The sequence below is a fragment of the Pseudoalteromonas sp. JB197 genome (genome assembly GCF_002332205.1).
Classification (GTDB): Bacteria; Pseudomonadota; Gammaproteobacteria; order Enterobacterales; family Alteromonadaceae; genus Pseudoalteromonas; species Pseudoalteromonas nigrifaciens.
In genome coordinates, this window is sequence record NZ_NRGZ01000001.1 from 1,337,516 (window position 1) to 1,360,394 (window position 22,879).

At 41.1% G+C, this 22,879-nt stretch carries 21 protein-coding genes and 2 pseudogenes; 8 read left to right on the forward strand and 15 right to left on the reverse strand.

Annotated elements, in window-relative coordinates:
* Window positions 1-96 precede the first annotated feature (96 nt).
* Window positions 97-2,208 (reverse strand): TonB-dependent siderophore receptor, encoded by a 2,112-nt coding sequence (locus tag CIK86_RS06370; RefSeq protein ID WP_086996976.1) that lies wholly within the window; start codon window positions 2,206-2,208, stop codon window positions 97-99.
* Between the two features lie 797 nt (window positions 2,209-3,005).
* On the reverse strand, window positions 3,006-4,010 hold the full coding sequence (locus CIK86_RS06375; protein WP_343251998.1) for a transposase: 1,005 nt from the start codon (window positions 4,008-4,010) through the stop codon (window positions 3,006-3,008).
* Between the two features lie 284 nt (window positions 4,011-4,294).
* On the opposite strand from CIK86_RS06375, the gene CIK86_RS06380 reads away from it, so the two are divergent.
* Complete coding sequence (locus CIK86_RS06380; RefSeq protein WP_086996982.1) at window positions 4,295-5,488, forward strand: acetyl-CoA C-acyltransferase family protein; 1,194 nt, start codon at window positions 4,295-4,297, stop codon at window positions 5,486-5,488.
* Between the two features lie 143 nt (window positions 5,489-5,631).
* On the opposite strand, the gene CIK86_RS06385 is transcribed toward CIK86_RS06380, so the two are convergent.
* The 5 genes and pseudogenes from CIK86_RS06385 to CIK86_RS06400 all read right to left on the reverse strand — a co-directional run.
* Window positions 5,632-6,393: an IS5 family transposase gene (locus CIK86_RS06385; protein ID WP_096317093.1), complete on the reverse strand. Its 762-nt coding sequence runs from the start codon at window positions 6,391-6,393 to the stop codon at window positions 5,632-5,634.
* A 127-nt stretch (window positions 6,394-6,520) separates the two neighbouring features.
* A complete protein-coding gene (locus tag CIK86_RS19365) occupies window positions 6,521-6,655 on the reverse strand; it encodes a hypothetical protein (protein WP_254910725.1) in 135 nt (44 codons plus the stop codon).
* Between the two features lie 135 nt (window positions 6,656-6,790).
* The gene (locus CIK86_RS06390) at window positions 6,791-7,258 is read right to left on the reverse strand and encodes a hypothetical protein (protein WP_086995271.1); all 468 of its coding nucleotides are present in this window, start codon (window positions 7,256-7,258) and stop codon (window positions 6,791-6,793) included.
* 313 nt (window positions 7,259-7,571) lie between these two features.
* Window positions 7,572-7,673, reverse strand: a pseudogene (locus tag CIK86_RS19495) (NAD(P)H-dependent oxidoreductase); the annotation flags it as partial.
* A 1-nt stretch (window position 7,674) separates the two neighbouring features.
* Window positions 7,675-8,232 (reverse strand): annotated as a pseudogene (locus CIK86_RS06400) (cold shock domain-containing protein); the annotation flags it as partial.
* Window positions 8,233-8,350: 118 nt separating this feature from the next.
* On the opposite strand from CIK86_RS06400, the gene CIK86_RS06405 reads away from it, so the two are divergent.
* Entirely contained in the window at window positions 8,351-9,112 is a 762-nt protein-coding gene (locus CIK86_RS06405) for an IS5 family transposase (RefSeq protein ID WP_096317075.1), read from the forward strand.
* A gap of 288 nt (window positions 9,113-9,400) precedes the next feature.
* The gene (gloA, locus tag CIK86_RS06410; protein ID WP_086993386.1) at window positions 9,401-9,928 is read left to right on the forward strand and encodes a lactoylglutathione lyase; all 528 of its coding nucleotides are present in this window, start codon (window positions 9,401-9,403) and stop codon (window positions 9,926-9,928) included.
* A gap of 82 nt (window positions 9,929-10,010) precedes the next feature.
* On the opposite strand, the gene CIK86_RS06415 is transcribed toward gloA, so the two are convergent.
* The 7 genes from CIK86_RS06415 to bioB form a co-directional block, all read right to left on the reverse strand.
* Complete coding sequence (locus CIK86_RS06415; protein WP_086993384.1) at window positions 10,011-10,673, reverse strand: NAD(P)H-dependent oxidoreductase; 663 nt, start codon at window positions 10,671-10,673, stop codon at window positions 10,011-10,013.
* A gap of 48 nt (window positions 10,674-10,721) precedes the next feature.
* Window positions 10,722-11,174 (reverse strand): DUF302 domain-containing protein, encoded by a 453-nt coding sequence (locus tag CIK86_RS06420; RefSeq protein ID WP_086993383.1) that lies wholly within the window; start codon window positions 11,172-11,174, stop codon window positions 10,722-10,724.
* A 116-nt stretch (window positions 11,175-11,290) separates the two neighbouring features.
* Window positions 11,291-12,160 carry a protease HtpX gene (htpX, locus tag CIK86_RS06425; protein WP_058373453.1) on the reverse strand — a complete coding sequence of 290 codons (870 nt, stop codon included), beginning with the start codon at window positions 12,158-12,160 and terminating at the stop codon, window positions 11,291-11,293.
* A gap of 154 nt (window positions 12,161-12,314) precedes the next feature.
* Window positions 12,315-12,998: a dethiobiotin synthase gene (gene bioD / locus CIK86_RS06430; protein ID WP_086993381.1), complete on the reverse strand. Its 684-nt coding sequence runs from the start codon at window positions 12,996-12,998 to the stop codon at window positions 12,315-12,317.
* 80 nt (window positions 12,999-13,078) lie between these two features.
* On the reverse strand, window positions 13,079-13,963 hold the full coding sequence (locus CIK86_RS06435; RefSeq protein WP_086993379.1) for a methyltransferase domain-containing protein: 885 nt from the start codon (window positions 13,961-13,963) through the stop codon (window positions 13,079-13,081).
* A complete protein-coding gene (locus tag CIK86_RS06440; protein ID WP_086993377.1) occupies window positions 13,960-15,111 on the reverse strand; it encodes an 8-amino-7-oxononanoate synthase in 1,152 nt (383 codons plus the stop codon). Before CIK86_RS06440 ends, CIK86_RS06435 begins: the two co-directional genes overlap by 4 nt.
* Window positions 15,112-15,164: 53 nt before the next feature.
* Window positions 15,165-16,205 carry a biotin synthase BioB gene (gene bioB, locus CIK86_RS06445; protein WP_086993375.1) on the reverse strand — a complete coding sequence of 347 codons (1,041 nt, stop codon included), beginning with the start codon at window positions 16,203-16,205 and terminating at the stop codon, window positions 15,165-15,167.
* Window positions 16,206-16,304: 99 nt separating this feature from the next.
* Between bioB and bioA the strand changes: the two genes are divergently transcribed.
* From bioA to CIK86_RS06470, 5 genes are all read left to right on the forward strand, one after another.
* Window positions 16,305-17,606, forward strand: coding sequence for an adenosylmethionine--8-amino-7-oxononanoate transaminase (gene bioA / locus CIK86_RS06450; protein ID WP_086993373.1), 1,302 nt, complete (start codon window positions 16,305-16,307; stop codon window positions 17,604-17,606).
* A 155-nt stretch (window positions 17,607-17,761) separates the two neighbouring features.
* On the forward strand, window positions 17,762-18,574 hold the full coding sequence (locus tag CIK86_RS06455; RefSeq protein ID WP_011328289.1) for a hypothetical protein: 813 nt from the start codon (window positions 17,762-17,764) through the stop codon (window positions 18,572-18,574).
* Window positions 18,575-19,615, forward strand: a complete 1,041-nt coding sequence (locus tag CIK86_RS06460) for an extracellular solute-binding protein (RefSeq protein ID WP_011328290.1) — start codon at window positions 18,575-18,577, stop codon at window positions 19,613-19,615.
* Window positions 19,615-21,114, forward strand: a complete 1,500-nt coding sequence (locus CIK86_RS06465; RefSeq protein WP_086993371.1) for an iron ABC transporter permease — start codon at window positions 19,615-19,617, stop codon at window positions 21,112-21,114. The genes CIK86_RS06460 and CIK86_RS06465 overlap by 1 nt, the downstream gene beginning before the upstream one ends.
* A 14-nt stretch (window positions 21,115-21,128) precedes the next feature.
* Window positions 21,129-22,148 (forward strand): ABC transporter ATP-binding protein, encoded by a 1,020-nt coding sequence (locus CIK86_RS06470; RefSeq protein WP_086993369.1) that lies wholly within the window; start codon window positions 21,129-21,131, stop codon window positions 22,146-22,148.
* Window positions 22,149-22,204: 56 nt separating this feature from the next.
* On the opposite strand, the gene CIK86_RS06475 is transcribed toward CIK86_RS06470, so the two are convergent.
* Window positions 22,205-22,639 (reverse strand): ATP-binding protein, encoded by a 435-nt coding sequence (locus CIK86_RS06475; protein WP_011328293.1) that lies wholly within the window; start codon window positions 22,637-22,639, stop codon window positions 22,205-22,207.
* Between the last annotated feature and the right edge of the window lie 240 nt (window positions 22,640-22,879).

Here is a 22,879-nt window from a genome sequence, read left to right on the forward strand (position 1 = left end):
GTACCCACAATAAAATACCTTACTCAATACTAGATTAACTAACAGGCTGCTTATACTAACCAGCCTGATATACGTTTTTAAAATACGTGTAAGGTATTAAAACTTAAACGAGGCAGAAAACCTAACACTACGAGGCGTGCCAGGTTGTACCCAATCGTCTGAAAATGAGCTGATATAATAAGTTTCATTAAATAAGTTATCTAGCTCCCCTGTTAGCGTTATTGAGTCTGATACGGCGTAACGCATAAATGCCCGAGCAGTTATATAACTTGGCAGTGTAAAGTCGGTACCAAAAAAGCCATTTCGATCTCCCACATAAAGTAAACCACCACCCAATTTTAGTGCTTTTCCATTCACTTCTGTCGACTTTACCAACTGTAAACTCAATTGATGCTGAGGAATATTTAACAGCGAGCTGCCTGCAGCTATATTTAGGCCAAAGTTGCTATCGTAAAATGAATTTTTGGTTGTTGCATCAACATAAGCATAAGACGCCCACAGGTTTAAGTTATTCGTTAGCTGACCATTTATATCAATTTCAAACCCTTTACTTTGCGCCTCCCCAATAGCGGCACTGGTAAATGCTGTTGGATCGTCTACTACCAACATATTTTGTTGCTCAACTTTAAATAAGGCTAAGGTGCCCACCAGCGCACCGTTATTTAAACTAACCTTAACGCCTACTTCCTTTGAAGTTGTTTGGTTTGGTTTAAAGCTGTTTCCCTGGGCGTCGGTACCCGAAAGCGGACGAAAGTTTTCACCATAAGCCGCATAAGCCGATATAAAGTCAGACACCGCATACACAGCCCCTAATTGCGGACTAATACGCGATTCTGTTTGTTTATACCCTGTATTAGTTAAACGGTTATTAAGTGTTTGCTTAAAATCGTCTAAACGCGCGCCAAGACGTATATCTAGCTTATTGGTTAAACTTATTTGATCTTGTATAAATACGCCCAATGATTGCTGAATTTCAATACGATCAGTATGAGTGGTGGGTGCAGGTAGCGCATAAGCACCATACTCTGGGTTATATACATTAATATATTGATCGCCCTTTACCTGTAGTAAAAACTGATCGTTTTCAAATTTATCGGTATCAGCCCCTATAGTTAAACGATGCTCAAACCCTGCAAAATTAATATCGCCAGTAACTTCGCCGCGTAAAACCTTATAGTTTGCACTGTAATCTCGATAACGCCTAAAGCGATTAACCTCATCATTCACTACACCTGCAAAACCAGTCTCAGTAGCAAAGCCTGTTAACTTAGTATCACGGTAATTAGCAGCAATTAATACACTCCAGTCGTCATTAATATCATGCTTAAGTTCAAGCTGATGGCCAACTACTTGTGCTGTAATAGGGCCATCACCCGGCTCACCTAAAAATCGGTTTGCAGGAATAACCCCAAGCTCACCATTTATTGCTAACACTCCTCTATCAAAAGGTATTGTTTGCTTACTGTATTCAAGTTCGTAAATCAGTTCACTATTGTCGTTAATATACCAAGCTACTGATGGGCTAACGCCTTGTTTGGTTTTTTTAATGGTGTCTCTAAAGCTATTTGAATCTTCATAAAAACCGATCAGTCTAATTGCAACATCATCAGAAACCCCAGTAGTGTAATCTATATCAGCCCTATAGGTATCCTCACTTGCAACAGCAAGTTTTAGTTCGCCTGCGGTATCAAATGTTGGCCGTTTAGTTATTAAGTTAACCACTCCGCCAGGTTCTCCCCGGCCAAATAACGCAGCACGCGGCCCTTTTAGCACCTCAACCGAGGCAATACTTGACAGATCTCGCGTACCACCCAAGCCCCAGCCTATATTAAAGCCATTAACTAAGTAGTTACTCGAGAGGTTTTCATCTCCTGTAAAACCACGTAAAGCAAAATTATTTAACAGGCCACCAAAGTTATTTTGCCTAGCAACCGAAGCAGATAGATCCAATGCTTGGTTTAAATCCCATGCGCCAGCATTTTCAAGCGTTGCTAAATCGATTGTTTGCTCAGCTTGTGGTGTTTCTAAAGGCGTAAAGTTACTGCTGTATACATGGCGCGAGCCTATCACTGCAACCCTCTCTATAGCTGTATTAGCCTGATTAAATAGCGGTGGTTGCTCAAAGGCTGAGCTTGTTTGGCTGGTAAATAAGAAAACTAAACAAGCAGATAAATAAGTAAGCTTACGCTCTTTAAAATTGGTGTTCATTGTTAACCTTGTTAATTACATAACTAAAATTGAATTGCAGCCTAAAGCAGTAACTAGTGCTTAGTACTTATAGGCTGTTTGCAAAGCTTGGCATGTGAGGTAATGCCGCTTTTGTTGGATTACGTTTAAAGCGTTGACGTTTATAAAGTGCTGTAGCTTATAAACTGGTTACACAAATTTACGGCCATAGCCGTGTGATTAGAATTAATTAACTTACAAAATGACATGCCTAGCGTGATCATCACCAGCGGCGTGTAATTAATACTAAATACCCAGGTACGTGCTCATATAAGCATTCGTGCGGTACGTATGATTTAAGGTGCAGCCGTAGGCTAAAATAAATTCGGTGTGTTTGGTTAAGTGCTGTTGCTGCAAAGCGGCTTTATATTAAAGGTAATACTGGGCGCCGTTTTTAGATAAAAGTCCAAAAATTCAATAGATTGAATTGGCTTGTTCACCCTTGCTATTATCCATACTATATTGAGTAAACTAAAGCTGGCAGTCTTATACCATAAACGGTGTTTATTGCAACATTGGCATGAAGTTATTTATTATTAAAAATGGGACAGGCATATTAAAAAGGGATTAAAATGGGACAGGCACATATTACCTGGTTTATTTAACCTCAAAGTTCGTCATCGTTATTTACTAATTCCCTCTCACTTCTACGCTCTATTAGTTTATATAATTTAAGTTATTAGTAGATATATGTTTAGTAGGGATATCAGGCAGGTAAAGTTAGTTTCAAAGGTGGTTTGTTAAAGTTGTTGTTTAAGTTATCGCTGAAGGTGTGGCGCTCACCCTGCACCTTTGTACCATTTAACATCGTTATTCGCGGCTTGCTGCTTTAATCGTTGTTTACTCCCTGCAAAGTTTGAATATTTATGCCTAAATCGTTGAATCGATTCAAGCCATTGTGCTTCTTCTATATTCAGAGTAACTAGCAATTTAGGAATTGCTTTATTTATATATCCTTTTTTGTTTGGAGAAATTTGACGACCACTCCAATCTACTAACTCTAAGTAATCTAGTAACGCAAAAGGTATAGTGTGTTTTATGTTGTTAGCGCAAAATGGCTTTAGCTGACTTGGTTGACTTTGATCTTGAACACTATCTTTTTGTTTTGAGCGGTTATTTGTTTGAACCGTATTTTTAGTAAAGGCTGTCAATTGCGCTATACGTTCTTGAATAGAAGTAAAATCACTGTCTTCTAACGTACCGGCCATGTTTGCTCTAATAGGATTTAAATCGACATAGGCCATGCAACTAAGCAATGCGGTTTCATCTAATAATGCTTGTGATTTATAGCGCCCTTCCCAGTACTTACCTGTGCAGCTATCTTCCTTATTTGCTTCACGGGCAATGTATTCATTTAGGTTTTTCATATACCAGCTTATGTCGTAAAGTCTTTCTCGCCATTTAGCTATAATTTCATTAACGCAAACTAAACTCGGATTATCTAACTGCTCGCCTTTTAAGTAACTATCCACCAAAGCGTGGCCATTATAAAGCCTATTCCAGCGTTCAATTACTTCACTATTTGCCCAATCTAGTGCCTGCTTTCTATTAACATTTACAACTAAGTGATAGTGATTACTCATAATTGCGTAAGCTGCAATCTCTATGGCAAACACACTACTTAACAACTTTATACGCTCTACTAGCCACTCTCTGCGGTGATCAAAGTTTTTACCTGTGTATTTATCATCACCACACAAAAAAGCTCGCCTAACGCATCTAGCTATTAAGTGATAATAAGATGTTGATGCCAAATCAATGAGATTTTTTCTTGCGCGTGTCATAAAATACAAAACCAATAACCACTGGATATAATAACAGTAGTAGCTAATGTGAGTTTTGCAAATACTTTGTGCCTGTCCTTTTAAATCTTTTAAATCCTCTTTTTAAATCTCTTTAAAGCAAAAACATAAAATGATTAACAAAGTTATATATCAACTCAACGCCTGCAGCTTTAGTTTATTTTAAAATTATGTTTTGATGAATTAAAGTCAACCTTTATCCTTTTGCTCTTTTAATATCATTTAGAACAAAGTGGATACAAGCAAAAAAATAATAAGAGAACACAATGACAAAATTTAATAACAATAGCGTAGTAATATTAAGCGCAGTTCGCACCGCTATCGGTGGCTTTGGTGGCAGCCTTAAAAACTTCACTCCCGCTCAATTAGGCACCATGTGCGCCAAAGAAGCATTAGCCAGAGCCAACATTTCACCACAGCAAGTTGGCTCATGCGTGGTAGGTAAAGTGATACATAACGGCCCTAAAGACGCGTATTTATCGCGAGTTATTGGCCTAGATGCAGGGTTATCTGTTAGTAGTCATGCGGTAACACTCAACCGTTTGTGTGGTTCGGGTTTAGAAGCCATTATACAAGCAGCGCAACAAATTCAATTAGGTGAAGTAGATGCAGCCTTAGCGGGCGGAGCTGAAAGCATGAGTAGCTCAGGCTATACCCTTGCGAGTAACCGCTGGGGCCAAAAAATGGGTGATAGCACAGTAATTGATGAGCTAAGCACCACATTACAAGACCCATGGGATAACACCCCTATGGGCGTTACCGCCGAAAACATTGCAGAAAAATATAGCATTAGCCGCAAGCAACAAGACGCTTACGCAGCACAAAGCCATCATAAAGCCGCTAAAGCCATTACTGCAGGCCATTTTAAACAGCAAATAATGCCCATCGAGATTAAATCGCGTAACGGCAATCACGTTTTTGATACTGACGAGCATGTGCGCGCTGACACAACGGCCGAAAAACTCGCCACCTTAAAACCCTACTTTAAACAAAATGGTACAGTCACCGCAGCTACCTCATCAGGTATTAATGATGGCGCAGCCATGTTAGTGCTTATGTCGGAGAAAAAGGCCAATGAACAAGGCTTAAAACCACTCGGTCGCCTAGTCGGTTATGCCAGAGCAGGTGTTGAGCCTTCATTAATGGGCACAGGGCCTATTCCTGCTGTGCAGCAGGTGTTTGAAAAAACCGGATTAACTATTAATGACATGGACGTAATAGAATCAAACGAAGCCTTTGCCGCACAAGCACTATGCGTAGCCAACCAGTTAAACTTTCCTGAGCATAAAGTTAACCCCAATGGCGGAGCTATAGCGCTTGGCCACCCTGTTGGCGCAACCGGTGCTATTTTATCAACCAAATGCCTGTACGAACTAAAACGTATTAACGGTAAATATGGCTTAGTCACTATGTGTATTGGTGGCGGGCAAGGTATTGCAGCTATTTTTGAAGCACTTTAATTGTAAAATTTTATAAGTACTCTTTTTAAAAACAGGTAAAAGTCGCTGCGCTTGTAAAAAGAAATAGCGGCTTAAAATAAGCCGCTTTAATTTAGTAAAAATAAAGTTTTGATTAGGGGCTGTTGATCTTTGTAGTACATATATCAATCAGCCCACATTGGTAGCCACATCATAGTAAATGCTAAAGCGAGCATTGAATGATAATTTCGTTCAAGCTTTTCATACCGCGTGGCTATCCCTCTATATTGCTTAATACGGCCAAATGCATTCTCAACCAAGTGCCGATATTTGTACATGCACCAGTCAATATCTTCATTGCCTACTAAACTGTTGCCCTTACGTGGAATAACGGGTGTAGCGTTATTATCACGAACAAACGCTCTCAGTTTTTCACTGTCGTAGCCTTTATCTGCGACAACCATATTACTTGTTGGGCAATTAGCTACGAGTGACTCTGCATGGACGATATCATGCGTATTTCCACAGGATAATTCATAATAAACAGGCAACCCTCCGCTATCGACTGCAAGATGAATTTTCGTAGAATTTCCACCTCGGCTCTTTACAATTGATTCATTGTCAGCAGTTCTTGCACCGCAACTCTGTTGATGAGCCCTGACAATACTGCCATCAATGAAGACCCAATCCATGTCCGCATCACGAGATAATGCGCGAAACAGTTCATTCAAAATCCCTTTTTTGGACCATAAATTAAACCGTCTGTAGATAGCACTCCAACGGCCAAAATCAGAAGGTAAATCTCGCCATGGAATACCTGTGCGCATCTTATACAGTATGCCTTCGAGCGTTTTTCTATGGTTGGGCTTATTATAAATTCGACCACTTAAGTACATTACTTTTGATAAGACATTCCATGTCCCGTCTGTTAACATTAATCTTGGCATGTAGGTTCGGTGTAAAGTTTTCTGGCGAATTCAATTATACCTTATCTTCATGCTGTTTGTTTTTCATACCACAAAGATCAACACGCCCTAGTAAAAAGTTAGTAAAGGACAGGCATAAACCTGTTAATTATTTTATGCCTGTCCCTTTATTTGTCCCTGTCATTTTGCTATACCACTCAATACGATAGCAAAATGAGCCTAGGCTATGTAAAAACACCGTAATATTGCCAAATTCCTTTGTGCTTGCTTCAATTAAACTCATTTTACTTCCCTAACGTCCTAGTTAAATTGAGTTTATTAGCAAATAGCCTGGTATAAAATCATCCATATTCCTAATCCATCTAGGAAAATGGCTTAGAAAATACAAGTGGATTAATTTACGGCACTGTTAATTATTTTATGCCTGTCCCTTTATTTGTCTTCTAAGATATTGATATATGAATGATCTTCGTTTCCCAATCATTTTTGCAGTGCTGGTAATTGCATTTGAAGCTTTAGTTCTTTCGACTGGATATTGGGCACACTTCAATAACTCTTTATTCGCTAGAATTATGCTTTCCATTGATTCAATCGATTCTAATTTTGCATAGCTTTTTTCTTCACCATCTTCTTCTTTTTTTCTATAAACTCGACCCGCTCTTTCTGCTGCATTCCATACCTCTTTATCTACACCTGAAGGCTCTGACGGGTAACCACCAACTTCATAAAGCATAATATTTTGCATTTCATGATCACCTGAAATGCGTGCAATTCGACTAGCTTTTAAGGCTATTGATGAAAGAGATGCTTCGGACAACTCTAACTCCCTTAGACCTTGTTCAGCTAAAATAAGTGCCTCTTTAGAGATATCTAATTTACTTGGCATACACATCCTTTAGGCATAACAGCTTATTGAACACCACTTTTGGGGTTATAACACCCCAAAACGGCGCATATTACGTTGCTCGATAACCAAACCAAACAACTTACTTATAAACAAGCAGTTACAATTGCTATTTTGTAACCTTTATAATTTAATCCCAAAACGACTTTTAATAATGTTATGGGATAAAACCTACACAACTGTGTTTATATACAGCCATTTATTAAATCTATTTTTTATATAAAACGCATCTGCAATTATCACCTATTTAAAACCTTGAATCATTTTCACAAGGTATCCCGTCGTTATCGCCATCCATTGCGCTGGGTTTGTACGAAAACAGTGAGCTGCCAAAATGGTTTAATAAGTTGGCCAGTGCTGGGCTCATAGAATGGTTGTACTCTGGGCTGATCATAATTTGTATTCGGGCAGTTTTTTATAAAGAATACAGCTTCGGCTCGTGAGGTCATTTGGCTGCAGTGCTGCCTGCCATCACAGCTAAAATTTTGTGTGTTTTTAGGAATAACTATCTTCGGGTATTTTTCATCAAAGGTGGTTAAGTCGGCATTGGTAATAACGGGGGTAGTGTTTTTATTGCCTGTATGAGTGTTTGCGAAGTACCTATTGTATGCGCTAAAACCTATGCTTAATATAATTGCCAGCGCAACAAGGTTAGCTAAAGTACTCGACTTCTTTTTTGCTTTACTCATTTTAAAAGGTTTATTAAAAGTAGCTGTGTTTTCTAGTTTGCTTTCTGCTTTTCTTTCGATTACGCCTTCAATGCGGCAATTAATTGCTTTGCTTTTACCATTGGGATCGGTGGCAACCTCAAAATAGATGGTGTCGCCTACTTTGGGTTTACGGCTCATGTGTTTAAGCGAAGATATGTGTATAAAGGTGTCGCGTGCAACGCTGCTAGATTTAATAAAACCATAGCCTCGGTTGTCGTTCCACGACGTTAACAATCCTTTGTTCATTGGTGTTCCTGATTTTTATACTTTTTATTAGGGCGTGTTGATCTTTGTGGTATGAAAAACAAACAGCATGAAGATAAGGTATAATTGAATTCGCCAGAAAACTTTACACCGAACCTACATGCCAAGATTAATGTTAACAGACGGGACATGGAATGTCTTATCAAAAGTAATGTACTTAAGTGGTCGAATTTATAATAAGCCCAACCATAGAAAAACGCTCGAAGGCATACTGTATAAGATGCGCACAGGTATTCCATGGCGAGATTTACCTTCTGATTTTGGCCGTTGGAGTGCTATCTACAGACGGTTTAATTTATGGTCCAAAAAAGGGATTTTGAATGAACTGTTTCGCGCATTATCTCGTGATGCGGACATGGATTGGGTCTTCATTGATGGCAGTATTGTCAGGGCTCATCAACAGAGTTGCGGTGCAAGAACTGCTGACAATGAATCAATTGGAAAGAGCCGAGGTGGAAATTCTACGAAAATTCATCTTGCAGTCGATAGCGGAGGGTTGCCTGTTTATTATGAATTATCCTGTGGAAATACGCATGATATCGTCCATGCAGAGTCACTCGTAGCTAATTGCCCAACAAGTAATATGGTTGTCGCAGATAAAGGCTACGACAGTGAAAAACTGAGAGCGTTTGTTCGTGATAATAACGCTACACCCGTTATTCCACGTAAGGGCAACAGTTTAGTAGGCAATGAAGATATTGACTGGTGCATGTACAAATATCGGCACTTGGTTGAGAATGCATTTGGCCGTATTAAGCAATATAGAGGGATAGCCACGCGGTATGAAAAGCTTGAACGAAATTATCATTCAATGCTCGCTTTAGCATTTACTATGATGTGGCTACCAATGTGGGCTGATTGATATATGTACTACAAAGATCAACAGCCCCTAGTTATTTGTTTTTATTTGTTACTTATGCAAACTATACGTTTCTAAAAGTGTTCGGTAAACTTATTTTAAGTAATTTTAAAATTAAACTACTTTATAGCCATTGCTTGGCGGTATTTTAATTAACTAATTATTGAATAGTGATTGAATAACGAATGAATTACATAGGGTGGTTTTAATTTGCGGTGCTGTTGATTATGATGGCGCTAGAAATACTTAATAAGTCTGTTGTGCTTTAAATTTTTTAGTAAGGATCATCTTATGTCTAGCTATAACGAATCTCCAGAGCAAGTTACTAAAGCGACCGAAGGTTATGTAATGCAGCAAACTATGCTGCGAATTAAAGACCCAAAACCGTCATTAGCATTTTATGAAAACGTATTAGGTATGAAGTTGTTGGGAAAATATGACTTTCCTGGTATGAAGTTTACCCTGTACTTTTTAGGTTACGAGCAACAACTGCCTGCGGGCGATGATAAAACCAAAGCTGAATGGGTGTTTCGCCGTCCTGCACTAATTGAGCTTACCCATAATTGGGGCACAGAAAACGACGATAGCTTTGCAGGCTATGTAAGTGGTAACGAAGAGCCAAAAGGCTTTGGCCATATTGGTATTAGCGTACCCGATGTATACGCCGCGTGCGAACGTTTTGCAAAATACGATGTAGAGTTTGTAAAAAAACCAGACGATGGCTCGATGAAAGGTTTGGCGTTTATTAAAGACCCCGACGGCTATTGGATTGAAATACTCTCGGCCGAGGGCATTACCGAAATTATTATGTCTCAGTAATAGCTAGGCCGTATGTTTAAAGTTACAAAGCCAGCAGCTAAGCTGGCTTTACTGTTTGCAGGCGTTGTTAATTAAACTTAGTTTATTTAGGAGCGTTTCGCTGTGAGGGATCTTTAGTAAAGCTGCTTAATACTTCAGTTGGATTTTGAGTTAGTTTTTGCTGTTGAGCAGCCTCTGCCCACCAGGCTAATTGAGTAAATGTACGTGAGAAGTAATTAAACCAAGTGTCTTGTTCACTTTGCTCATTGAACGAGCCATTTTCAGCCATTACCTCCTGCGCTTTTGGTACATGGATCATTGCTGATACGGGTAAACAGCCTAATTCACTTAAAAAGTTACGCATACCCACAGCGGCGCGCATACCACCCCACTGCCCAGCAGAATAAGTAACAATAGCGCTGGGTTTGTACGAAAACAGTGAGCTGCCAAAATGGTTTAATAAGTTGGCCAGTGCTGGGCTCATAGAATGGTTGTACTCTGGGCTGATCATAATATAGCCATCGGCTGCGGCAATTTTATCGGCTAGGGTATTTAGCTGCTCCGGAGCTTTACTTTTTGGATAAGCAAAGTGTGGCTTAAATACCGGTTCGAGCGGGTAATCTAGCGCGTCGATTAGCTCTATTTCGTGTGTACTAAATTGGCTTTGCAAACACGCTATACATGCTTGGGCTACGCGCTCACCAAGCCTTGCTGGTTTAGGGGGTGTGCTATTGCGTACTGTGCCTAAAAATACTAAAAACTTCATGTATATTCCCTCATTGTTTAAATTACTTTTTAGAATTGCTAATTAAGCTCAGGGCTGCAGTGCCTGTGCAGCAAGCTCTGCAAGTACATTGGCAAGCTTTGTAGCAACAGCGCATTGCGCTGCACCATGGCGCTTAGTTAAATAGCTAGGATCGTTGTAGCTCAACCATACTTTTGCATCGGGGTCTTGCCAAACAAGTGCTTTAAGCGGTAAATCAATCCCCATTGTTTGCGCGCACTGCATTAAAGGAGTACCCCCTTGTGGATTACCAAATATAATAACTTCGGTGTAGCCAAGCTGCTGCCCTACTTTTTTAGCCCCTGCGGTGTGATCAATACGTGCAAAAATTGTCAGTCCTTTATTTTTAGCCAGTAGCTCAAACTTATTCATAGTGGCTTTGGCGCTTTGCTGGCTTTGTAGTGTTATTAGGCCGTTTGTTGCTTTAGCCGGAAAAAACACAAAAAGTAACGCAAATACAAAAGTGGTGCTTAATAGTTTCATGTATAAACTCTGGTTTGGTTAAACATATGAGCAACTAACTTAGCATGTAATTTAGCCACAAAAAAGCCAGCGGTTAAGCTGGCTTGGTATATATGCAATAACTTTGCGCTAAAACATTATTTACGCAGTGCGTCTATACGGGCGTCAAGCGGTGGGTGCGACGAAAACAACTCAGCCATGCCTTTACCACTGGCGATACCAAACGCCATCATTGAGCCTTCTAGTTGCGAAGGATGATTTTGCTTTAATCGCTCAAGGGCTGAACGCATTTTGTCTGCGCCTACTAGTTTGGCAGCGCCGCTGTCGGCAGCAAACTCACGTTGGCGGCTGTAATAAGCCACTATAACGCTGGCTAAAATGCCAAAAATTACTTGAAACAACATATCGAACAGGAAGTAGGTCCAGCTGTTGCCGCCCTCTTGTTCATCGTTGTTACTGTTTATAAAGTTATCTACTATGCCTGCTAGCACTTTAGCGGCAAATATAACAAAGGTGTTTACCACGCCTTGTATAAGTGTAAGCGTTACCATGTCGCCATTAGCAATATGCGATACTTCGTGGGCAAGTACGGCTTCGGCTTGATCTTGGCTCATGCTGTGTAATAAACCTGTGCTTACTGCCACTAGTGAGTTGTTTTTACTTGGGCCGGTGGCAAATGCGTTCATTTCTGGGCTGTCGTAAATGGCCACTTCTGGCATTTTAATGCCGGCTTTTTGCGCTTGTGCTGCAACCGTAGTTACTAGCCAATGTTCGGTTTCGTTACGTGGTTGGGTAATAACATGTGCGCCGGTTGATTTTTTAGCCATCCATTTCGACATAAATAACGAAATAAACGAGCCACCAAAACCAAACACGGTAGCAATCATTAGCATACCGCCTAAGCTACGATTGCTTAGTCCTAATACACTCATCACTATTGAAAGCACTACACCTAATACCAACATAACCGCGAGGTTTGTTAGTAAAAATAAAAAAACACGTTTCATACTTGTCCTCAAAAAATAATATCGATTGCGGTACTATTAATATGTTTAGTGCGTTTGGCACTAAATTGATTAAAAGCAATCACTGCGTTATGACACAGTATGTCACAACGTCAGCGCTATTCTGTGACAAACTATGTCGTAAAACAAGAGTTTTTTATGTGTTTAGTGCGAAATTTTCTAGCAGTGTTTTATATATTTGTAATTTAGGGGTTTGCTCACTGTATGGGCTTATTGCCAGTATAGGAAAGGGTAAACGTAATTTAAGTGAATCAAGATTAGCTTGGTACTCGTCCATGTTTGGATCAACCTGATTTGCAATCCAGCCAATGCAATTTATACCTATACTTTGCATATGTGCAGCCGTAAGTAGCGCATGATTTAAGCAGCCTAACTTCATACCTACTACTAATATTACCGGCAGTTGCTCTGCTTTAACCCAATTGTATAAATAATCTGTGTTGCTTATAGGCAGCGCCCAGCCACCAGCCCCTTCGGTAAGTATGTAATCGGCACCTTGCTGTTTTACGTTTTTATACGCGCTGCTTAGCTTATCTGCAGTAATAGTAACCCCTGCTTGCTCGGCGGCTATGTGCGGGGCAATAGCAGGTGCAAAGGCAAACGGATTAATTACATCGTACTTGGCACTTACGGTTGCGCTTTCCATTAATATTAGTGCATCGGCATTTACTAGCTGATCAAACGCCATTTCGCAGCCAGATGCGAGCGGTTTAAAACCAATAGCTTGCTTTTTATGTTGGGCAAGTAGCTTTAGTAATAAACTGGTAACGTGGGTTTTTCCGGCGTCGGTGTCGGTGCCGGTAATAAAAAATTCTTTCATGGCGTTATTTACCTTTGCTGTTTTATTTAACGGTTTTTATTTAACGGTTTTTATTTAACTGGTTTTTATTTAACTGGTTTTTATTTACCAAGTGCTAATAGCATAACGTGATACGACACGTGCGCTTTATTATTTCTAAGCGGATATGCGCTGCATACCTGCTTCAAAGCGTGCTTAGTTAACAAGCCTCTGCGCGTATTACTGTGATTTTGCGCTGTAGCACCTATGGCCTTAATAGAGCGAATGGCATTTAATGGTGATGTAAACTCATCGCTATACAAGGCTTTTTGCATTGTATTAATAGTAAACCCAGACTTTTGGACTGATTGGTTTATATGCTGTTCGCTATTAAAGGTATTTATATGGCTGTTGTTATCAAGTGCGCTAAATGCGGTTTTTATCTCGTTAAGCGAGCCTTCAATAACGCAGCTAATATAGGCTTGCCCGCCTGGTTTGAGCGCAGTATAAAGCGATTTTAATAATTGGGCAAAATTGGCCGACCATTGCACTGCAAAGTTACTGTAAATAATATCAATACTATTGGCTTGCAGCGGTAGATTATCCATATCGGCGCATAGCCGTGGCGTATTTAGTGCGCTGCTTTGTAGCATGTTTAAACTAAGATCCATGGCAATAACGCTGCCAAATAATGTTTGCAAAGTATGTGTATTAACTAATGGCCCTGCGCCTAAGTCGATACACAGTTTGGCTTTATTACTGCTATTTGCATTCGCTTTTATAAGTTTAAATAAATCATCTGCGGCTTGTTTTTGCACATTAGCATGGTGGTTATAACTGCTGGCTGCTTTTGAAAATTTACTCTGCGCCCCTTTTTTAAGGCTACAGCTTGGTAATAATATAGGCCCTGCTGATAATGATTGTATATTTAACGGCTGCCTATTTGGCTCTGTATTTAATGGCTGTGTAGTTATAGAAGCAGCATTTAAAAGTGTTTGAGCAATCATACTAATGCACCTACTAAGCTATTAACTAAATGGTTAATGTCGTGCTTTGTATGCGCTGCGCTGAGAGTAATTCGCAAACGTGCGGTGTTATGAGCAACGGTTGGCGGGCGAATAGCAGTAAGCCAAACACCGTATTTTTTAAGTTTATTAGCCACGTTTAAGGTGTACTCGGCGCAGCCTAAAACAATGGGCTGAATAGCGGTACTTGACTCCATTACGGCAATATTATGTTGTTTAGCAAGTTGCTTAAAGTAGCTAATATTTGCCTTTAATTTAGCGCGTTTATCATCTGCGGTTTTAATCGCTTTAATACGTGCAAGAGTAAGCCCTGCAATAAGCGGCGACATAGCCGTGGAATAAGTGTAATCGCGATTAAATTGCAGCATGTAATCAATAAAATGTTTACTGCCTAATACACACGCGCCGCTACTGGCTGCCGCTTTGCCAAAAGTAATAACCAGTAACTCAGGTAGTTGCTCGGTATTAAGCGCCTCGCAGCTGCCTAATCCGGTTTTACCTAATACGCCAAAACCATGAGCGTCGTCTATCATTAGCCAAGCATTGTGCTGTTTGGCTAAGGCCAGTAGCTCGCTAAGTGGCGCTTTGTCGCCATCCATCGAAAATACACCTTCGCTTATAATTAGCTTATGTTTGGCTGTTGATTTTTCTAAGCGGGCGCGTAAATGGCTCATGTCGTTATGATTAAAACGGATTAAAGCGGCGTTAGCATGCAGTGCACCGTCTATTAGGCTGGCATGATTAAGCTTATCTTGAAAAACAGCACTGTGCTGCGCTACGGTTTTATCTTGAAACAGCGCTTTTATTACACTGCTATTAGCACTAAAGCCCGAGCTAAACAGCATGGCGGCTTCGTAACCTAACTGCGCGCACAAATACTGCTCTAATGCATGTTGCTGTACTTGGTAACCGGTAACTAACGCTGAGCTGTGACTCCCTAATGCTGGTAATTCATTTAAAGCAATTGCGTTATCGCCAAAGCCTAAGTAGTCGTTACTGGCAAAATTAAGATAGGTTTTGTTATTAATAGTAATTTTGCGCGCCGTAGCATGCTGTACTTGGTGGCGTTTACGCAGTAGCGCATCGTGCAAGCAAGCTTGCAGATGCGTATTTATAAATTCAAATGACATTTGGCTGTGTTTACCTAGGCTTAGTTATAGCTTAGTTATTATTATGGCTATGGTTATGCTTCGTAAAATAACTTAGACGTTGCTTTGTCGGCCACTTGCGATGAAAGCGACGCGGCTACGGCTTCATCTGAATAGTCGTGACGAGTTTCTGGGTTCATCCCTAACTTTTTAATTAAGGCCATATCGGCATCGGCATCTGGGTTTTCGGTGGTAAGCAGTTTGTCGCCATAAAATATAGAGTTAGCACCTGCAAAAAAGCACATTGACTGCATTTGCTCGTTCATGGCGTTGCGCCCTGCCGACAAACGCACATAGCTGTGCGGCATCATAATGCGCGCGGTTGCAATTGTGCGTATAAACTCAAAATGATCTAAGTCATCTACGTTTTCAAGCGGTGTGCCTTTAACTTTAACCAGCATATTAATGGGTACGCTTTCTGGTTGTTGATCTAAATTGGCCAGTTGCATTAATAAGCCATAGCGATCGGCTGCTTGCTCACCCATACCTACAATACCGCCCGAACATACTTTCATACCCGCGTCGCGCACATTGCCTATGGTATCTAGGCGGTCTTGAAAAGTACGGGTAGATATAATTTGCTCGTAATACTCAGGCGAGGTGTCAAGGTTATGGTTGTAGTAGTCAAGCCCAGCATTGCGTAGTTCATGGGCTTTTTCGTTATTAAGCATGCCTAGGGTCATACAGGTTTCTAGGCCAAGTTCTTTTACTTCTTTAACCATTTGCGAAATATACGGCATGTCTCTGTCTTTTGGATCTGACCACGCGGCCCCCATACAAAAACGAGTTGCGCCTTTTTGTTTGGCTAAACGCGCTTGTTCTACTACTTTTTCTACCTCTATTAGGCGTTCGCGTTCTAAATCGGTTCGGTAATGCCCAGACTGCGGGCAATATTTACAATCTTCTGGGCAGGCACCGGTTTTAATCGATAATAAAGTAGAAATTTGCACTTCATTTGGGTTGAAATTAGCACGATGAACCGATGCGGCTTTAAATAGTAAATCGTTAAATGGCATTTCAAATAGTGCTTTAACTTCACTGTGGGTCCAGTTGTGACGAACAGGTGCAAGTTCCATAGTTTTCTACTCTCTTTATTTTTTCATAACGGTGATATTGGCTTAGTCTACTTCTTGAAGTACCATTGTCAACGAACCCAAGCCCACTTAAGTTTACATATGATTAAAAAGAATGCGATTGACCTAAATTTTGATCGCCAGCATATTTGGCACCCTTATACCTCTATGACCAAGCCTATAATGGTTTACCCTGTTACCCACGCAAATCATAATATTATTGAGCTTGAAACAGGCGAGCAACTCATTGATGGCATGGCCTCATGGTGGAGCGCTATACATGGCTATAACCACCCAGTTTTAAATAACGCCATGATTGAGCAAATTAACTCTATGAGCCACATTATGTTTGGCGGATTTACCCATAAACCCGCTGTAGAGCTCTGTAAAAAGCTAGTAAGCATTACCCCTGCTAGCTTAACTAAGGTATTTTTAGCCGATAGCGGCTCGGTAAGTGTTGAAGTAGCTATAAAAATGGCGCTGCAGTATTGGCTTAGCCAAGGCATTTCTAACAAACAAAAATTAATGACTCCCTACAAGGGCTATCATGGCGATACCTTTGCGGCTATGAGTGTATGCGATCCAGTTAATTCAATGCACAGTTTGTACAGCGGCTTTTTACCCGAGCATATTTTTGTACCAGCCCCGGTAAGCCAATTTAATAGTGAATTTAACCAAGCTGAGGCAACCGAGCTTGAAGCGTATTTTAAAGCGCACCACCAGAGCGTTGCGGCATTTATTATTGAGCCAATTGTACAAAATGCTGGTGGCATGAACTTTTATCACCCTGAGTACTTAGCCTGCGTACGCAAGTTATGCACGCAATATAAGGTGTTACTTATATGCGACGAAATAGCCACAGGCTTTGGCCGTACCGGTAAATTATTTGCCGTAGAGCATGCTAATATTCAGCCCGATATAATGTGTATAGGCAAAGCACTCACTGGCGGCACTATGACCCTATCGGCCACTCTTACCAGTGACAAAATAGCCACAGGTATAAGCGAAGGCGAAGCCGGTGTATTAATGCACGGCCCTACTTTTATGGGCAACCCGCTTGCCTGCGCTGTGGCCTGTGCCAGTATAGATTTACTGCTTGAGCAAAACTGGCAGCAGCGCATAACCAACCTAAACAGCCAACTACAACAACTCAATAAGTGCAAAGAGCTTGATGACGTAGCCGATGTACGCACTTTAGGCGCTATTGGGGTGGTAGAGCTAACAGCGGAAGCAGGCAATGTTGATGTGGCTAAAATTCAGGCTTATTTTGTAGCACAAGGTGTGTGGATACGCCCCTTTGGTAAACTTATTTATTTAATGCCGCCATATATTTCAGACCATAGCAGCATAAAAACCTTGTGTGATGCCATTTATAACGCCATTAAAGGCAAGCATTACGCTTAAACTTACCGCTAAATTAAAGTTTTAGGGTTAAAAGTTGTACACACTTTACCCTAATAAACAAATAGCCCCTTAACTCACCTTTAGAGTATTGATCTCAGTGATCTTTACCTATATGATAATACCTATCATTTACAGTTACCTTTTCGGACTCTTTTATGAACTTATTATTTAAACCAGCTAAAGCGTTAGGCGTAAGCCTGTTATTAGCCTCTGCTTTTATAACGCAACCGGTACTTGCAAACGGCCCTATTGGCGAGCATGTTAATCATCTTCAGGCTAATCTTAAAAGTTACGCCGAAGAAGTAGAGTGGATGGTTGGCAAAGTCGATACCATGGTAAGCGACTACGATACTAAAGGTGCTAAAGCGGTAAAAACAGATGACCTTATTGAATATTGGGAGTCGGTTAAATTTCACAGCGCCATAGAAACCAATTTTGTACCTGTTTACGCTTCTATTTGGCAAGGTATTTACGGCGTAAAAATGGCTATCGAAAACAAACAGCCTGCAGCTGAAGTTCGTAAACAACAACAAGCCATGAACAATGCCCTATGGCAAGGCCTTGGCGCTGTTAAATTAGCGGCAAAATTTCAGCAACAGGGTTTATTAGCAAATGTAACAACAACAGCAACCAAAGAAATGACCCAAAGTGCCACTATCGACGAAATTAAGCACCGACTCGATCGTGTTGTTGCAAAGTTTGCTGAGCGTTTAAACGACGAAGCCACCGAAATTGTACACGACACTTACCTACACTTATTTGAAGGCGTAGAAGGCACACTGATAGCGCAAGACGCTAACTTAGTTGAAGTGTTAGAGAAAGACTTTAACGTAACACTGCCACTTGCTATTTCTAGCAACAAAAGCGTAGACGAAGTACGTAATGTAATAAGCGACATGCAAACAAAATTAGATCGCGCTAAAACGCTGATCGAAAAAGCCGAAAAAACACGTAAGGATGTATTTTAAGTGAAGCGTAGGACCTTTATACAAGGCCTGGTTGCGCTTGGGGCTGTGGGTGCATTACCACTGCCTCTTGCTCGCGCACTAGCGGCCAATATAGCAAACCCTGTGTCTGTAGATAGCTTACCTAAACTAGAGGGTGAGCTTACGCTTTATTTAGGGCGTGGTGAAGGTGGCTTATACGAAAACGTATTACAAGCTATCGAGAAAAAAAATCCAAACCTTAAACTCGGTATACGCCGAGGCCCAACTGCTGCATTAGCAAATACCATAGTAGCTGAAGCAAAAGCAGGCGTTCGCCGTGCTGACTTATTTTGGGCGGTTGACTCAGGCGCGATTGGTTTAGTTACCGATGCTGGCCTTGCACAGCCAATACCAAGTGATTTATCGGCTCAGTTACAACCGCAATTTAGATATAAAGAATGGACGCCGGTAACCGGCCGTATTCGTACCTTGCCATACAACACGTCGCGTTTAACTAAAGAGCAAATTCCCACCAGCATTATGGAAATTGCCGACAGCGATTTAAGTATTGGTTGGGCCCCTGCTTATGCGTCGTTCCAGTCGTTTGTAACTGCAATGCGAATTTTAGAAGGTGATGACAAAACCGCTAAGTGGCTTAAAAAAATTAAAAAGCGCTCTAAAACCTATGCCGGTGAATTAGGTGTAGTTATGGGCGTTGAGCGCGGTGAAGTTGATATTGGTTTTGCAAATCACTATTACACACTTAGGTTAAAGTCGGGTAAGCCCGATGCTAAGCTAGATTTAGCTTTTACCCAAAACGATGCAGGCTGTTTGGTCAATGCCTCAGGGGTGTTAGCTTTAAGTGACGATCCGTTAGCAACTAATTTTATGCGTTATTTACTAAGCACCGAAGTGCAAAGCTATTTAGCCAGTGAAGCTTACGAAATCCCACTTGTTAATGGCATTAGTGTGCCACAGGGCATACCGTCTTTATCGAGTATTTCGCCGCCTAAAATTGATTTAACTCAGCTCGCCGATTTACGCCCCACTATCGATTTAATGCGCAGTAGCGGCGTACTGTAATGCGACTACCTGCATCCTACCCAATGGCGCTGCTTGCAGCGCTCATTACGCTTACCCCTATTTATGTGTTAATTACCCTTGCCAGCGACACAAGCTCAGTATTTGACAGCCATAACCTCGACATTTTAGCTAATACCTTATCGTTAATGGCGTTAACTGTATTGGGTTCTATTTTAATTGGCGTGCCACTGGCGTTTATTAGCGCTTATGTACATTTGCCATTGAAAAAATTATGGCTGGTTATATTTGCAGCTCCCTTAGCTATACCTAGTTATATAGGGGCGTTTACACTTTATGCAGCTTTTGGCCCTGGGGGGGAAATAAATAACCTGCTTGGCATTCCAACGCCCTCAATGGACGGCCTTAGCGGCGCAGCCATAGTAATGACCTTGTACACATTTCCGTTTGTAATGATGACCACCCGCTCGTCCTTACTCAGCCTTGATGCCAGTATGGTAAACGCTGCACGTACACTGGGTATGTCGATGACACAAAGTGTATTTAAAGTAATATTACCCCGCGTAGTTAATGGTATTGCCGCGGGATCTTTGCTTGTTGCACTTTATACTTTATCTGACTTTGGTACACCGGCAATGATGCGCTTAGATACCTTTACCCGAGTTATTTATGTGGAATACAACGCCTTTGCTTTGGGCCGTGCGGCTATGCTCTCGTTGCAATTAATGGTTATTGTTGGCTTTTTATTAATGATTGAATCACAAATAAAAACCGCCACTGAACGCCAAGGCAGACCACTTATTTTATTCCCTAAAAAGTGGCAGTTAAGCGCTATGTTTATAACTTTTGCGCCTATTTTGTTATTAGCCATTGGCTTACCTTTAGCTATATTTTCGTTGTGGCTGGCACGGGATGGTTTTAGCGGCTTTGATTTTAGTATTGCTTGGAACTCAACATATGCCTCAGCAATTGCTGCTGTAGTAGCTGTAATTGTGGCCATTCCGGTTGCTCATGCGGCTCTTAACGGTAAAGCAGGTAAAGTAATGGAGCGCGTAACTTACTTTGGCTTTGGTATTCCGGGCATAGTAATGGGCACAGCGCTTGTTTATGGCGGCTTGCAACTGCCCTTTTTGTATCAAACATTAGGGTTGCTTATTATCGCTTATACGCTGCGCTTTTTACCCCTTGCTGTAGGCTCAGTACGTACCAGCACCGAACACTTAGATCCAAGCTTGGTAAAATCGGCCCGGGTACTTGGTGCCAGCCCACGCGAAGCATTTATGCGTATAACACTGCCCTTAACTATGCGCGGTATTATTGCCGGTGCGGCATTAGTGTTTTTAGAGTCGATGCGTGAACTAGAGGCCACCTTATTACTTGGCCCTACGGGGTTTGAAACCCTCTCTACTTATTTGTGGCGTGTATACGAAGCCGGCTATTTTGGCCGCGCTGCTATTCCGGGGTTATTATTAGTGGTGATTTCTGCGTGCGCGTTAGCTATTATGCTCACTGGCGAAAAACGCAACCAGCTCGAACATTAAGGATTTAATAACAAATGCTATCTGTAAGTCAGTTGTCTATAGATTATGGCAGTAACCGTGTAATAAGCGATTTAAACCTATCATTAGGCAATAACGAAATTCTTATGCTTGTAGGCCCTACTGGCTGCGGTAAAAGTACTATTTTGCAGGCATTAGCCGGCCTTATACCTATAAGCGAAGGCGAAATAAACAGTGGTAAATGGCGGGCAACGCCTAAAATTACTGTACCTGCGGAAAAACGCAGTGTAGGTATGGTGTTTCAAGATTTTGCTTTATTTCCGCATTTAACCGTGCAGCAAAATATTTTTTTTAGGTTAAAAGACACCAGCCCAGGCGAGCATTGGATAAAGTTACTTGGCCTTGATGAGTTTAGAAATAAAAAACCAGCAACGCTTTCAGGCGGACAAAAACAACGCGTAGCACTTGCGCGCACCCTTGCCCACCAGCCCGACTTTGTATTATTAGATGAGCCGCTTTCTAACTTAGACGCCGCACTTAAAGACATGCTGCGCTGGGATATTCGCAACGCGCTTAAAGCGGCGGGCGTACCTGCAATTTGGGTAACGCACGACCAAGAAGAAGCATTGTCGGTAGGCGATCGTGTGGGTGTACTGCAAGGCGGTAAAATTCAGCAAATAGATACACCAGAGCGCTGTTTTAGTATGCCTAACAATCGATTTGTGGCACGCTTTTTAGGGGAAGCCAGTTTTATAAGCGGCCAATTTAGCCAAGGCCAAGCAACCACAAGTATTGGTAATGCCCCTGCCCACGGTGTTGATTGCGATAGTGGCGATGTAGATGTGCTGCTGCGCCCCGATGATGTATTACTAGTGCAAAGTAGTGTGGGTAATAATGGCGAAGTTATTTGGGTGCGCTTTGAAGGTGGCAGCCGCTTATGTGCTATAAAGCTTGCCTGCGGAACTGTAGTAACCAGCCGCGTTAGCCATGAAATAGTGGTAAACCCCGGCGATGCTGTACATGTATCTTTAAGTACCTCACACCCGCTAGCAGTTTATAAACAACTCGCGCAATAATAAAAGTATGCAACACTAAAAAGCCCATTAACATGGGCTTTTTTAATCTGTATAAATTACCATTCAAACATATAGGCCATTTTACTAATAGTTTTAAGTGGAATGTTATGGCTGTTACGCTTGGCATATAAATGCTGCATAGATTTGTCTTTTACTTCGCCCACAATCACTTCTTTTACTTGATAACCCAAAGCAACTGCCGCTTGCGCATAGGCAATAAATTCCCATTTTTTAATATTGGTATTATCTACAATCACCAACGGGATATTTTGTGCTAAAGCGTTAATAAAGCGCGCTAAATTTAAATTATGGTATTGCGGCAATTTAAACTTATCAAATTGGTATTCACCTTGATCATTAATAAAATAATCATCGGTTGAGCAAATAACATATTGGCTTTCGTCTGCACCGGCGAGTTCATCGGCAAGATTTTGCGCATAATAAGACTTACCGCTTCCTGGTAGTCCTCGTAAAATAAAAACTTGTTTCATAGCATCCATTTTTTAGTATGTAATGGTAAAACGATTAATATAAAAATATCTGAATGTTCATAATGCCACAAAATGGGTAAACATAAGAGCAACAAATAACAATACTCACATTTAGGCCTTAAAACTGTATAAAAATAAAGCGCATTTATAAAAATTTTTAAAGAGTTGCCCACAATAGTTTTTTTATCTTACTTTACTAGGTAAGATACAGGGTTCAAGTGCAGCGCCGTTTAAGAGCAA

Excerpts from the sequence above, each read along its gene's own strand:
- CIK86_RS06470 (WP_086993369.1), top strand. The coding sequence starts at position 21,129 with ATGCTATCTGTAAGTCAGTTGTCTATAGATTATGGCAGTAACCGTGTA.
- bioD (WP_086993381.1), bottom strand. The coding sequence starts at position 12,998 with ATGAAAGAATTTTTTATTACCGGCACCGACACCGACGCCGGAAAAACC.
- CIK86_RS06435 (WP_086993379.1), bottom strand. The coding sequence starts at position 13,963 with ATGATTGCTCAAACACTTTTAAATGCTGCTTCTATAACTACACAGCCA.
- CIK86_RS19365 (WP_254910725.1), bottom strand. The coding sequence starts at position 6,655 with ATGAGTTTAATTGAAGCAAGCACAAAGGAATTTGGCAATATTACGGTG.
- CIK86_RS06370 (WP_086996976.1), bottom strand. The coding sequence starts at position 2,208 with ATGAACACCAATTTTAAAGAGCGTAAGCTTACTTATTTATCTGCTTGT.
- htpX (WP_058373453.1), bottom strand. The coding sequence starts at position 12,160 with ATGAAACGTGTTTTTTTATTTTTACTAACAAACCTCGCGGTTATGTTG.
- CIK86_RS06475 (WP_011328293.1), bottom strand. The coding sequence starts at position 22,639 with ATGAAACAAGTTTTTATTTTACGAGGACTACCAGGAAGCGGTAAGTCT.
- CIK86_RS06440 (WP_086993377.1), bottom strand. The coding sequence starts at position 15,111 with ATGTCATTTGAATTTATAAATACGCATCTGCAAGCTTGCTTGCACGAT.
- gloA (WP_086993386.1), top strand. The coding sequence starts at position 9,401 with ATGTCTAGCTATAACGAATCTCCAGAGCAAGTTACTAAAGCGACCGAA.
- CIK86_RS06390 (WP_086995271.1), bottom strand. The coding sequence starts at position 7,258 with ATGCCAAGTAAATTAGATATCTCTAAAGAGGCACTTATTTTAGCTGAA.
- CIK86_RS06375 (WP_343251998.1), bottom strand. The coding sequence starts at position 4,010 with ATGACACGCGCAAGAAAAAATCTCATTGATTTGGCATCAACATCTTAT.
- bioB (WP_086993375.1), bottom strand. The coding sequence starts at position 16,205 with ATGGAACTTGCACCTGTTCGTCACAACTGGACCCACAGTGAAGTTAAA.
- CIK86_RS06465 (WP_086993371.1), top strand. The coding sequence starts at position 19,615 with ATGCGACTACCTGCATCCTACCCAATGGCGCTGCTTGCAGCGCTCATT.
- CIK86_RS06415 (WP_086993384.1), bottom strand. The coding sequence starts at position 10,673 with ATGAAGTTTTTAGTATTTTTAGGCACAGTACGCAATAGCACACCCCCT.
- CIK86_RS06455 (WP_011328289.1), top strand. The coding sequence starts at position 17,762 with ATGAACTTATTATTTAAACCAGCTAAAGCGTTAGGCGTAAGCCTGTTA.
- CIK86_RS06380 (WP_086996982.1), top strand. The coding sequence starts at position 4,295 with ATGACAAAATTTAATAACAATAGCGTAGTAATATTAAGCGCAGTTCGC.
- CIK86_RS06385 (WP_096317093.1), bottom strand. The coding sequence starts at position 6,393 with ATGCCAAGATTAATGTTAACAGACGGGACATGGAATGTCTTATCAAAA.
- CIK86_RS06420 (WP_086993383.1), bottom strand. The coding sequence starts at position 11,174 with ATGAAACTATTAAGCACCACTTTTGTATTTGCGTTACTTTTTGTGTTT.
- CIK86_RS06405 (WP_096317075.1), top strand. The coding sequence starts at position 8,351 with ATGCCAAGATTAATGTTAACAGACGGGACATGGAATGTCTTATCAAAA.
- bioA (WP_086993373.1), top strand. The coding sequence starts at position 16,305 with ATGATTAAAAAGAATGCGATTGACCTAAATTTTGATCGCCAGCATATT.